The following is a 12,381-nucleotide window of genomic DNA, read 5'->3' on the forward strand; positions in this document are numbered from 1 at the left end:
AAGACAGGAAAGGGGCTGTTCCGCCGCTCGCCGCGACGGAACAGCCCCTTTCTGCTGCCTACTTGGTGGTCCGGTAGGCCCGGTGGACCGTCTGCTTCAGGGTGTTGCCGGCCTTGTCCGTGAGCGTCACGCGCAGGGAGACCGTGCCTGCCCTGGCCGGGTGGCGCAGGTCGAGGCGCTTGCCGCCGACCGCCTTCGCCGGGTGCCAGGTCCGGCCGTCGTCGTACGAGACCGAGAAGGCCGGCTTGCGGGCGGTGCGCGCGGTGGCCGCGCCCTCGACCGTGAACGGCACCGGGAAGCGCGTAGGGGGAAAGAGGCGCCCCTTCACAAAGGGGCGCGGGGCGTACGGACTCAGACGAGCCGCTTACGGCCCCAGAGGAAGAGGAACGCCACGACACCGGCCGTCAGGGCGAACAGAATCGACGCCCCGAACCACTGCATACCGTTCATCTGCGACATCGGGAGGTACTCCACCGACCAGCCCACGACATCGGCCCTGTCCAGGCACACCTGCCGTGCCGCGTCGGTCCGCGACCCCGAACAGGTGCTCCACCCCGCCAGATCCCCGCTGCCGGTGACATACGACTGGTCGATTTCGTAGGCGCCGTGGGGGAGCGACGGGAACAGGTTCTCGCCCGTGACACCCTTGTTCGTCGTGACCGTGACAGCGTTGCCGAGCGACACCATGGAGTAGGACCAGACGAGCTGGACGACCACGGTGAACCCGAAGGTGACGACCATGGCCATCAGCGTGCGGCGCAGCACCACACCGATCGCGACCCCGCCGAAGACGGAGAGGAGGGTGAGGGCGACGGGCACCGGGCCCGTGTTGTTGAAGGCCTCGCTGGAGATCCAGTCCATGACCGTGACCTCGGACTTGACGGGGTTCCACCACCAGCCGAACACCGCCGACAGCACGCCCGTACTCACCACGACCACCAGCCCGGCCAGCGCCAGCTTCGTGGCGAGCCAGCGGGTCCGGCTCATGGACTGGGCGGCGACCAGCTTGGCCGTGCCGTTCTCCAGGTCGCCCGCGAGCAGCGGGGCGCCGAGGAAGACACCGAGCAGGACGGGGATCATCCCGAGGCCTATGGAGACGAAGGAGAACGCGTCGATGTACCGCTGGAAGTCGTTGCCCGCCTCGTCGAGGCTCTTGGCGGGATGGCCGTAGCCGTCGAGGAAATCCATCATCTGGCCGCGCTGGTAGACCATCCAGGCCACGGAAAGCGCGGTGGCGGCGAGGATCGACCAGAACGCGGCCCGGTGCTGGCGCCAGACCAGCCAGGTCATACCGCTGAGGCGGGGACGCCGGGTGGCCTCCGTGGTGGTCCCGTTCGTGGTCCCGTTCATGGCCCCGTTCGTGGTCCCGTTCATGGCCCCGTTCATGGCCCCGTTCCTGCCGTCGCTCGTGGAGCCGGCCGAGGTGCTGGTGAAGGTGCTCATGCCGCCACCGTCCCGGTACCGGACGCGTGACCCTGGCCCAGACCCTGCCCCTGGACCTGTGCGGTGGGGGTGATCAGCGGTGGTGCGTCAGGTGAGCGGAGATAGGCGAGCAGGAGTTCCTCCATGTTCGGGGCGTCCGTCTCCCAGGGGCCGGTGACCGGTCCTTCGGGGCGGACGAGGGCGGTGAACTGCCGTCCGCTGGTCCGGGACTCGACGAGGGTGTGGTGCCCGAGAGCGGCAGGCAGATCCTCACCCTCCCTGGCCCCGGTGACCACGGTGTGCACGGACATCAGCTCGTCCACGTCACCGGCGAGGCGCACTCCGCCGCGGGCGACGACGACGAGGTAGTCGCACACGTTCTCCAGTTCGGCGAGGACGTGGGTGGACATCAGCACGGTGGTGCCGCGCTCGGCGGCCTCCGCGAGGAGGGTGCCCATGATCTCGTGGCGCACGACCGGGTCGAGGTCCGACATCGGCTCGTCGAGCAGCAGCAGGTCGGGGCGCTTGCCGAAGGCGAGGGCGATGGCGACGCGGGTGCGCTGACCACCGGAGAGGGTGCTGACCTTCGCGTCGAAGGGCACATTGCCCGCGCGGACGATGTCCTCGGCGGCTCGCTGGTCCCAGCCGGGGTTCAGCTCCCGCCCCAGACGCAGGGTCTCCGCCACGGTGAAGCGCCGGAACAGGGGCTTCTCCTGGGCGAGGAACGCGGTGCGCCGGCCGGACTCCGCCGAGTCCGGCGCCTCCCCGAACAGGCTGAGCGAGCCCTGCGTCGGCTGCAGGACATGGGCCGCGATGCTCAACAGCGTGGTCTTGCCCGCCCCGTTGGGTCCGACCAGCCCGCAGATCCGGCCCGCCGGGAGCCGGAAGGAGCAGTCCCGCAGCGCCCAGCCCCGCCGGTAGCGCATCCCCAGTCCGTACGCCTCAAGCGCCGGCTCCCCCGCGTACATACCGTCACTCACCTGTGCTCCTAGTTGTCGTGGACCCCGTTGCCGCCACGTTCCCGGCGGCGTACTGCTTCTCCATCGCCGACGCGACCAGCGCGGCCACGTCCTCCTGCTCCAGACCGGCCCCGGCCGCCCTCGACATCCACGCCACCAGCTCCGCGTACAGCGGTGAGTCGGTGCCCGTCTCGGGGCGGCCCAGGGTGCGGCGTACGAAGGTGCCCTGGCCCGGTCGCGGTTCGACCAGCCCCTCGCGCTCCAGCTCGCGGTACGCCTTGAGGGTGGTGTTCGGGTTGACCGTGCTGGTCTCGGCGACCTCCTTTGCGGTGGGCAGCCGGTCCCCCGGCACCAGTACGCCCAGCCGCAGGGCCTGCTTGGTCTGCTGCACGATCTGCTGGAAGGCGGGGACCCCGCTCCGCCTGTCGATGCGGTACTCCACGATCACCACCACCATTCCACTACTTAATTAGTGGAATGATGATGGAGGGGTGCGGCGGCAGTTGTCAACGCGGTCCGGGGTTCTCCGAAATGACCGGAGAGGCTTCTCGGGCAACGTTTCGGTGGCCAGCCTGGGTCCAGGCCCTGAAAAACGAACCACCCGAGGGCGATCCGCCCCACCGAAAGAGCCTCCGGCGTGAACCAAGATCTTTCTGTACCCGAGCACCCCTCCGTCCTCGTGGTCGAGGACGAGTCCGGCACCTCCGGCATGCTGGTCATGGCGCTGCGCTTCCTCGGCTTCGACGCGCACCTCGTGCCCACGGGGGCGGAGACGAGCACCGAGGTCCGCCGCCGGCAGCCCGACGCGGTGCTCCTGGACCTGGCTCCTCCCGGCCTGGACGGCACCGAGGCCCGCGGACGGCTCCGCACCGCCGGGATCGACACCCCGGTGGTCTTCCTCAGCGCCCGTACGGCCGTCGAGGACACGTGCCACGCCCTGGCCGTGTGCGCCGACGACTACGCCACCAGGCCGTTCGACCTCACCGAGGTCAGCGCACGCATCCGGGCCCCGATCCGGCCGTCTCCTCCCCACCGACCGTGAGGTTGTTCGCGCTCGTCACACAGCGCCCTTGCCTCATGGGCCCCCCTTCGGTGACCGTGTGACACGGCCACACCCCCTGCTTGCCGGTCGGGGGACCGAGCGTTCGGCGTCGGCAGGGGATCACCCTCGCCACCGGACCGCCTTTGTCACCACGCCCCCTCACAGCGCCGTCCCATCACCACACCCTCATCACCTCTCCCGCACCGGAAACCTGATTCTCGCCAAGTCCACCGCATCCGGCCAGTTCCTCGCATTGTTACGGACGGTCGTTCGAGTGATGGGGCTGACCTGATGGTCCTGTGTGGAAATCCTGGTACGGATTACCGGGCGGTACACCCGATGTGGCGTAATTCGCTCAGCCCAAAGTCTCGCTCTGTCACCATCAACGCCATCGCAAAACCAGGGGTCCGGAACGCGGCGGGGGGCGTGCCATGGGACTGCTAGGCAACGAGCTGGCGTTCGCGCAGGCTCTGACCGCCCAGGAGCGCGAGGATGTCATGGCTCTCGGCAACCCGAAGCACTTCGCGGCGGGCTCCCATCTGCTCACGGAGGGCGACCGTGGTGACGTACTTCGGCGATCTGGTGGGCGCCCGCCGCGACCTCGCGACGCTCGCCGCCCGGGTCGGGGCGGTCACGACGACTGGATGAGCGCGTACGCCTGGCCGGACGCCCCGTCCTGGAACGCCCCCGCCGACGCCACGGGTCTCACGGACGACGCCGAACCCTCCGTATCCACATCCCCGTCCGCATCCCCGTCCGCATCCGCATCCGCATCCGCATCCGCGCAAAGGCAGCACCCCGACGGGACACCGCGCTGGCTGGAGCGGGAGACCGGCGAGGGTGGCCCGGAGCTGGTCGCCACGCTCGCCGCCGACCTCACCGACGCCGCCCTGGAGGCGATGCGGTCCTACTGGGGCGCCGTGGAACGCGGCCAGGCCGGGACGCTCGCCGCGACCCGTATCGAGGGACGGGTCGCCGAACTCCTCTCGAAGGCGCGCAGGCACCTGAAGCACAACGGGGTGCTGGCCCCACCGCCCGCCGCACCCGGCCCGCCCCGCCGAACCTGCTGGGCACCGACCCTCAGGGGCTCGCCGGCCTGGTCGGCGCGGAGACCGAAAGGCAGGCCGTGGTCCAGCTGTCCTCGCCCGAGCAGGGCGCCCTCCTCAGCCGCGACCTGGCGGCAGCGGTGTGGATCAGGTTCGCACCTCTGGCCATGCGCGAGGAGGTCGAGAAGACCTGGCGTACGAACGCATCGGGCCGGCCCGAAGACGTGGAGTGGACGCCGTCGGGACGGTACGCGGGCCTGCTCCGGCTCACCCCCCTGCGCCCCGGCGTGGTCGACACCTTCCGCCCCCGCGACGACGGAGACGGTGACGCGCACGACGGCCCGCACGACGGCCCGTACGACCGAGGGGACGGCGACCGCTGGTGACCCGCACCCCGCATCCCGGACCCGAGCGTCCGGCGGCTCCCGACGGGCCCGCCGACGCCAAACTCGGCTTCAGCACCCCCTCCGGCCACCGCCGCACCGCCCGGGCCCGCTTCGGCCCCGAGTCCCGGCGCGACCCGCACCTGCCCCAGCTGATCCGCAACGCCCTGCTCGACGACCGGGGCCAGGGACAGCGCTGCGTACAGGTGCGCCTCTCCGCCGCCGACGCGACGGAACCGGCCGCCCGCGCCCTCCTCGACACCGAGGCCGGCACCGCGCTGCGCCTCCACAAACTGGTCGAGGGCACCGAGTTCGCCCCGCTCTTCCCCCGGCTCATCGGCTACGAGCTGGACACCGACGAGCCCTTCCTCCTCTACGACCCACCGCGCGGCGCCACCGCCGCGAAGACCCACGTGATGTCGTCGACCGACCAGCGCGTCCTCACCCGCGACCTGATGCTCGCTCTGTCCCTGCTGGACGACCAGGGTCTGGTACCGCGCGGCATCTCGCCCGCCACCGTGCTCTGGGACGGCACCGCCCTCCAGCTCTGGGGCCTGGAGGGAGTGACCGCGGTGGGCCGCCCCCGCACCCCGTGGGGCCAGGCCCCGTACGCCTCCCCCGAACAGCGCCGGAGCGAGGGCCTCGCCGACTCGCGGGACGCGGTGTGGAGCGCGGCCCAGGTGCTCTACCGTCTGGTGACCGGCCGCCCCGGCCACCCCGACCGGGCCCCCGCCGACCTGGCCGAACACCGCGTCCTCAACGAAACCCTGAGCGAGGCCTTCGCCCCCCGGGCGACCGGCCGCCCGACCCCCGCCCAACTCCTCGGCCTGCTGTCCCCGGGCACCTTCCCCCGCGCCACCGTCCTCTCGCCCTCCGACGTGACACGCCAGGACCGGGAGGTGTTCGAACAGGCGCTGCGGGCCAAACGGCAGGCACCGGTGGCCCCTTCGACGGTGGGCGCGGGAGCGGGGCTGAGCGACAGCGAGGTGCTCTGCCCGTACTGCCTGGAGACCATCCAGCTCGACCTCGGCGCCCTGTACGTCACCGACAGCCGGATGCAGTACCAGCCCCTGAACCTCGCGGGCGTCGGCAAGCTGCGCCGCCAGGACGTCATGCGGGGCGCCGTCCAGAAGTGCACGGCGGACCCGGACTTCCCGGAGCACTTCATCCCCGTGCCCTACCTCACCTACGGCCGCCCGCTGACGGTCGCGATGGTCGGCCAGTCCTCCACCGGCAAGAGTCATCTGCTGACCCAGATGATCGCCGAGATCACCGACGGCGGCCTGGAACCCTTCGGCCTCACCTGGCAGTCCGTCAACCCCGAGCAGCATGCCCGGTTCGTACGGGAACGGGTGCAGCCCCTGCGCAACGGCCGCGTCCTGGACCACACCACCGCCCTGGGCCTGGACGGCTTCGCCCGCTTCGTCGAGTCCCTCCTCATCACCGACGCCCACGGGCAGGTGCGCCCGGTCGCCTTCTTCGACCTGGGCGGCGGGGACCTCGTACGGACGGACGCGGCCCTGCGGTTCCTCCTCGGGGTGGACGCCCTGGTCTTCGTCGTCGACCCCGTACTGGCGCTCCCACTCCCGCAGCTGGACCACGCGAGGGAACGCGGGGGCGTGGAGGTGAACAGGGACGGCGACCTCGCCTTCGCGACGGTCCTGGACCGGCTTCCGAAGACGGGCCCGTACCTGGAGGTGGCGGCCACGATGGTGCTGGGCAAGGCGGACCTGCTGCGCTTCCGGTCCCCGGTCGACCACTGGCTGGGCCAGGGGCGCCCGGCCGCCCTCGACCCCGTCCTGATGCGCGACGAGAGCCAGGACGTCCACGCGTTCCTGCGCCGGCACGCGGGCCAGGCCTGGCTGCGCCCCTTCGACGCGATCCGCCGGTGCACCCTGCACGTCGCGTCGGCCACCGGCGGCCAGGAGGACCAGGGCCGGACCGGCCGCCCGAGCACGGTCAGCCATGTCCTGGTGGGCCCTCCGTGCACTCTGAAGACCCGTCAGTGCCTGGGTCTGGCCTACGGCGGCTGGGGCGCACGGGAGTTGGCGGAACGAGCGACGGGCTCCAAGCCGATGGTCGAGTGCTCGACACTCGACGCCTCCGGCCCCCTGGCCAGGTTGACGGGCAGCAAACCGCCCGCCCCCTGCTTCGAACGCCAGGCGGCGGCCCGCCTGGTCGACCACCTCCTCGCCAACCGGGAGGACCCTCCGGGCGTACCGCAGCTGACGGCGGAGCTGAGCGGCGGCGCGACGCTGGACTGGGCACGGCGGCGGGACCTGCTGGGGAAGATCCTGAGCGGGGACCGCCGGGGCGGCGGCCACACGCAGACGCCCAAGAGCCCGACGGAGCGGGAGCAGAGACACCAGCAGCAGCCGTATACGGCGACACCGCCGTACCGGGCCCCCCGTCCAACACCGGACCCCACCCCGCCCCCGAGCCCGAGCCCGCCCCGCACACACACCAGCATCACCACCACGAGGTCCAACAGGTCCAACAGGTCCAACTGCACGAAGACCTGCGTGGCCACGAGCGCGGAAGCCACCTGCAACACAGCATCCTGGTGGCGCAGTTGCGCGAACTGCCCGACGAGGTACTGCTGCACGAGCTCCGCTCCGACGAACTCCCCCCGGAGTCGGTGGAGTTGCTTCTGTCCGAACTGGGAAGTGCCCAGCGCCGCGAGAAACGCCACCCGGAGATGCAGCACGCCCTGTGCGCGCACGTACTCCGCAACAACCTGTATCTGGCACCCCACGGCCGGACCGGGGAGCCCATGTCGCGCACAGCCCTGGCCGGCCGGGCGGCCGACCTCTTCAACTGGGCCGTGGCCCCGCTGGCCCGCGACGAACGCTATCTGCACGACCTGTACGAACTGCTGCACAGCCTGAGCCGGGCCCCCCACCCCATCGGAAGCAACTGGCTCGCGCAGAGCATCATTTCCCCGGCGAACGGCGAGGCCCCCGACCTGCCGCCGACCGTATGGCAACAGCTCCTGCGCGACCGGCTGACCCGCCCGGACAGACCACAGCCGGCCGTTCCCCCGCCACCACCACCCACGGCACCCGTACCTTCGACGTCCGGCATGTCCCGCTTCTCGGAGCTCACGATCGACGTGGGCTGCGTGCTCTGGGTGAGCGTCACACTGATCGCCGTACTCGTCGCGATCTTGCTGGTGGTCATGTGAGACGCCCACCGTCGGCCACCCTGAAAGCCACCGGCCGCGTTTCGTCACGCGCCGACCACGCCAATTAGACAACGAGTCAAGTTACTCAACCGTAACCTACCCGACGCTACCCGGGGTAACTCACCAGTAGGTACGGTCCTGGCGAACCACCAAGTAGTTGAGAGGCGCTCTCTCCATGCTTCTCCCGGTTCCTTCCCGCTTCCTGCTCACTGCCAGCCGCATCACAGGAGGTTCGCCATGCCCGCACGCAGACGGCTCCTGGCCGTAGCGCTCACCGCTGCGACTTGCCTGGGCACCCAGGCACTCTCGTACGCCTCAGCCGGAGCGGCGGACGCCTCCTCGACGGAGACGGTCGTGTCCCGGGGCGTCGAGATCCCGGCGTTCTACACGCCACCGGCCACGCTCCCCACCCCCAACGGCTCGCTGATCCGCACCGAACCCCTCCCCCTGGCCATCTCCCTCCCCACCCTCGAAGGCCCCCTGCCGGGCAGGGCGACCCGCCTGATGTACAAGTCCACGGACTCGAACGGCAACCCGGTCGCGGTCACCGGGGCGTACATCGAACCGACGGCGGTCTGGAAGGCAGGCGGCCCGCGCCCCCTGGTCGCGGTCGCCCCGGGCACGATGGGCCAGGGCGACCAGTGCGCGGCGTCGCTGGGCCTGGAGCATCCGCTGACCTTCAACGGCCGTACCATGTCCGTCGGTTACGAGGACGTGGCGATCTACCGCCTCCTGGCAACGGGCGCCGCCGTGGTCGTCACGGACTACGCCGGCCTGGGAGCGACGGACCGCCTCCACACGTACGTCAACCGCCTCGACGAGGCCCACGCGGTACTGGACGCGGTACGCGCCGCCCGCTCCCTCCCCGGCACGTCGGTCACGTCCGCGTCCCGGGTGGGCCTGTTCGGCTACAGCCAGGGCGGCGGAGCGACGGCGGCGGCAGCGGAACTCCAGGCCTCCTACGCCCCCGACATCACCCTGGCCGGCACGTACTCGGGCGCCCCACCGGCCGACCTGACCTCGGTCACGAAGGCGATCGACGGAAGCGAACTCGCGGGCGCGCTGGGCTGGTCGCTCAACGGCTTCCTGCAGTCGGACCCGACGCTGAAGCCGATAGCGGAGGCCCATTTGAGCGCGGCGGGCAAGGCGGCGCTGACCGACCTGTCGACGATGTGCGTGGGGGACGCGCTGTTCGGCTACGGCTACGCGAAGAGCACGAAGTGGACGACGGACGGCAGGTCCATCTCCGACATCATCGCGTCCACGCCGGTGTTCCAGACGTTCCTGGACAGCCAGCGCATCGGCACACTGAAACCATCGGGTCCGGTGCGCGTGGCAACGGGGATCAGCGACAACCTGGTCCCGCACGGGCAGGCGCGCCGTCTGGCCGCGGACTGGTGCGCGAAGGGCGCGGACATCACGTACAAGCCGGTGATCCTGCCGAACGTGATCAGCCCCCTGCTCAACCACTTCGCTCCGCTCCTGACGGACCAGGGGAGCGCGGTGAACTGGCTGACGGCCAGGTTGGCGGGCAAGACGGCGACTTCCAACTGCGGGGCGTTGCCGATCCTGCCCTGAGTACACGGGTGCGTGAGTACGCGTGAGCGGCGGCGACCGAGTCTGGTCGCCGCCGCTCACACGTCGACGCCCGACCGCACGAACTGCGCACATGGCGACAGCTGAGGAGTCAATCGCCCACCCGTCCAGCCCATAAGCAGCCCGATCCACCCGGGTCTCGATACGGTCGAACAGCCTGAATTTCCGGGCAGGTGGCGCATGCGCCGGCAACCACCCCTGGAAGACCCGAGCTTCCCAAGCCCAGTGTGCGGACGGTGCTGACGCAGACGATGCCCTCCGATACGGTCCCGAGCCATGGCGAACGGCAACGGTGTGCCGGAGAAGGTGGCGTGGATCCTGCTTCGGGACGACCGGGTGTTGGTGACGCGTAGCCACGGCAGAGATCGCTACTACATCCCGGGGGGTCATCGTGAGCCGGGCGAGTCCGACGGCGAGACCCTGGTGCGGGAGATCGACGAGGAACTGCGGGCGGCGATCGACCCCGGTTCCATGGTGCACTTCGGCACTTTCGAGATCGGCGAGGGCCATCCGGATCACGGCCCCTTCCGGATGATCTGTTACACCGCCGATCACCGCGGTGAGCTGATCCCGTCGAGGGAGATCGCCGAGAAGGCGTGGTTCCGCTACGCCGACCGGGACCGGGTCTCGGCCGTCGACGAGATGGCTTTCGACGCGCTTCACGAGGCCGGGAGGCTTTCCTGATCCCGTTCCTGAGGCCCTTACGACCGCTGCTGCGGTCTTCCTCAACTGGCGGACGCCCCCAGGTCACGGATCTGGGGGCGTCCGGGGCATCGCACAGTCGAACTCACCCGCTTACGGAAGCCGCTACCCGCCGAACGTCACCACGAGCCGCCCGTCCGAAGCGAACGACCAGTTCATCCCGCCCGCATACGACGAGCACCGCGAGCCGTTGCTCCCGGACCAGAACTGGTTCGACGTGTCCGAGTTGCCGATGATCCGGTCGTTCGTGCCGCTGCCGCTCCGGCATGACGTGTTCGTGCGGAACACCGACGTACCGCCGTCGAAGTTGAAGTTGCGCTCCGCGTTGTCGATGCTCACGTTGTCCGACACCGTCATCGTGCCGGGGTTGCTGTTCCAGGTGAAGCCGTGTTTGCCGTTGTCGTAGGCGATGCTGCGCCGGACGACGTGGTTGACGGCGATGTCGTCGCCGCCGAGCTTGTAGCCGTTGCGGTCGCCGTTGCCGGCCTGGGAACCGTCGGTGAGGGTGCCGTTCTCGTAGGCGAGGGAGTCCTCGATGGTCACCGGGCCGATTGCTCCGGTGTCCGTCTTGGTGTAGAGGTCCCAGCCGTCGTCGATGTTGTTGTGCGCCACCGCATAGCGGAAGACGTTGCCGGAACCGGTGGTGAGCTTGGCCGCGAAGCCGTCCGCGTCCTCACCGTCCGAGTCGGCGTTGTCGTGCGACTCGGCGCTCACGATCAGGTTGTCTGCCGGCCAGTTGGCGGCCGGGGTCGTTGAGGCGATGCGTCCGAGCTGGAGGCCCGTGTCGCGGTTGAAGCGGGTCACCGTGCGCTCGATGACGTTGTTGCTGCCGCCGACGTAGATGCCGTTGTCACCGGCCCGTTCGACGACGAGGCCCTTGATGTGCCAGTGGTCGGCGTTCAGCTGGAGTCCGCGGTTCGACGAACTCTCGCTCTGGGCCGAGAAGTTGAGGACCGGGGTCTCTCCGGGGTACGCGGAGAGGGTGGTGCGGGCGGACGACGTGCCGTTGTTGCCGACCGGGATGGTCACCGTCGCGGAGTGGTTGTACGTGCCTCCGCGGACGTAGATCGTGCCGCCCGCGGAGATACGGCTGATCGCCGAGGTGAGAGTGGTCGGGGCGGTCGACGTTCCCGCCGCGCTGTCCGTGCCGGACGGGGACACGTAGAGCGCGGAGGCCGTCGGGGGTGTGGTGCCGCCGTCCGGGACGTTCGCGTCGAGGTAGTCGATGTTGGGGAGACCCGCGGCGGCCGTCGGATCGAGGCGGATGGTGTTGCTGCCCGCGACCACCGGCACGGTCAGGGTCTTCGTCGTCCACGCCGTCCAGGTGCCGGTGCCCTCGAACGACGCCGTCGCGGCCGTCGTACCGTTCACGACGACGCTCACGGACCGGGCGGTGGTGGTGCCGTTGGCAAAGCGGACGCTCAGTGTCGCCGTGCCCGATGCGGGTGCGGATACGGTGAACTGGGCATACGAGCCAGCGGAGTTGGTGCCGTTGCAGAATCCGCTGCCCGAATAGCCGGTCCAGTCGGAGTCGATGGTGCCGGTGCAGACCGCCGGTGAGGTCTCGGCCTCGTAGCGCGTGGTCGCGGCCTGGGCCGTGGTGCCGGACAGCGCGACGAGTGTGCCTGCCAGCAGGCCGACGCACGCGATGACGGGTCTCAGTTGCATCGTGGTTCTCCATCTCCAGGACGGTGGATCAGGTGGATCAGCTTCCGGGCCGGATTGGAAAGCGCTTTCTCCCGGAAGTTAGAGGGGCGGTCCAGGACACGTCAATAGACGCGTACTTGATCGTTGTTCACATGGGTAGACGCGATGGAGGGGGTTCAGTCGCTCCGCCTGCCCGAATGCCTGCCCCCCGAATGCCTGACCGTCGGGCTGTTCCCCCCTTCCCCCCTCGGAGGTCCGGCACGCGGCCGGAACCGGTTCGGTCGCTTCACGCCGTTCAGGTCGTGCGGCGGTACCGTCACCGTCCGCGCGCCGTCCGTCCCGCTGGGTCGTGTCCCGCCTCGTGGTGTAAGCGACCTTGCTCGACGCGTTCCGGTAGGCC

Annotated in this window: 12 protein-coding genes; 6 read left to right on the forward strand and 6 right to left on the reverse strand. The window is 70.1% G+C overall.

Translation table 11 applies throughout. The features are described 5' to 3' along the window. Positions 1-58 precede the first annotated feature (58 nt). The 4 genes from RB628_RS18505 to RB628_RS18520 are packed head-to-tail and all read right to left on the reverse strand — an operon-like array spanning position 59 to position 2,838. Positions 59-292 carry a hypothetical protein gene (locus RB628_RS18505; RefSeq protein ID WP_318321573.1) on the reverse strand — a complete coding sequence of 78 codons (234 nt, stop codon included), beginning with the start codon at positions 290-292 and terminating at the stop codon, positions 59-61. A 59-nt stretch (positions 293-351) separates the two neighbouring features. Next, a complete protein-coding gene (locus RB628_RS18510; protein ID WP_318321574.1) occupies positions 352-1,443 on the reverse strand; it encodes an ABC transporter permease subunit in 1,092 nt (363 codons plus the stop codon). Then, positions 1,440-2,390, reverse strand: coding sequence for an ABC transporter ATP-binding protein (locus RB628_RS18515; RefSeq protein ID WP_318321588.1), 951 nt, complete (start codon positions 2,388-2,390; stop codon positions 1,440-1,442). Before RB628_RS18515 ends, RB628_RS18510 begins: the two co-directional genes overlap by 4 nt. A 4-nt stretch (positions 2,391-2,394) precedes the next feature. After that, on the reverse strand, positions 2,395-2,838 hold the full coding sequence (locus tag RB628_RS18520) for a GntR family transcriptional regulator (RefSeq protein WP_318321575.1): 444 nt from the start codon (positions 2,836-2,838) through the stop codon (positions 2,395-2,397). A gap of 180 nt (positions 2,839-3,018) precedes the next feature. Here RB628_RS18520 and RB628_RS18525 point away from each other — a divergent pair, with 180 nt between their 5' ends. Next, entirely contained in the window at positions 3,019-3,423 is a 405-nt protein-coding gene (locus RB628_RS18525) for a response regulator (protein ID WP_318321576.1), read from the forward strand. A 440-nt stretch (positions 3,424-3,863) separates the two neighbouring features. Here the strand turns inward: RB628_RS18525 and RB628_RS18530 are convergent, their stop codons facing one another. Next, on the reverse strand, positions 3,864-4,058 hold the full coding sequence (locus RB628_RS18530) for a hypothetical protein (protein ID WP_318321577.1): 195 nt from the start codon (positions 4,056-4,058) through the stop codon (positions 3,864-3,866). A 491-nt stretch (positions 4,059-4,549) separates the two neighbouring features. Between RB628_RS18530 and RB628_RS18535 the strand changes: the two genes are divergently transcribed. From RB628_RS18535 to RB628_RS18555, 5 genes are all read left to right on the forward strand, one after another. After that, positions 4,550-4,855, forward strand: a complete 306-nt coding sequence (locus RB628_RS18535; protein ID WP_318321579.1) for a hypothetical protein — start codon at positions 4,550-4,552, stop codon at positions 4,853-4,855. Further along, positions 4,852-7,740, forward strand: a complete 2,889-nt coding sequence (locus RB628_RS18540; protein ID WP_318321580.1) for a hypothetical protein — start codon at positions 4,852-4,854, stop codon at positions 7,738-7,740. The genes RB628_RS18535 and RB628_RS18540 overlap by 4 nt, the downstream gene beginning before the upstream one ends. Then, on the forward strand, positions 7,626-8,036 hold the full coding sequence (locus RB628_RS18545) for a hypothetical protein (protein ID WP_318321581.1): 411 nt from the start codon (positions 7,626-7,628) through the stop codon (positions 8,034-8,036). The genes RB628_RS18540 and RB628_RS18545 overlap by 115 nt, the downstream gene beginning before the upstream one ends. 237 nt (positions 8,037-8,273) lie before the next feature. After that, the gene (locus RB628_RS18550; RefSeq protein ID WP_318321582.1) at positions 8,274-9,614 is read left to right on the forward strand and encodes a lipase family protein; all 1,341 of its coding nucleotides are present in this window, start codon (positions 8,274-8,276) and stop codon (positions 9,612-9,614) included. A 294-nt stretch (positions 9,615-9,908) separates the two neighbouring features. Next, positions 9,909-10,316 carry an NUDIX domain-containing protein gene (locus RB628_RS18555; protein WP_318321583.1) on the forward strand — a complete coding sequence of 136 codons (408 nt, stop codon included), beginning with the start codon at positions 9,909-9,911 and terminating at the stop codon, positions 10,314-10,316. 123 nt (positions 10,317-10,439) lie between these two features. Here RB628_RS18555 and RB628_RS18560 read toward each other — a convergent pair whose 3' ends face one another. Then, entirely contained in the window at positions 10,440-12,002 is a 1,563-nt protein-coding gene (locus RB628_RS18560; protein ID WP_318321584.1) for a carbohydrate-binding protein, read from the reverse strand. Positions 12,003-12,381 lie beyond the last annotated feature (379 nt).

Origin of the sequence: Streptomyces sp. ADMS (assembly GCF_033441795.1) — a bacterium.
GTDB lineage: Bacteria > Actinomycetota > Actinomycetes > Streptomycetales > Streptomycetaceae > Streptomyces.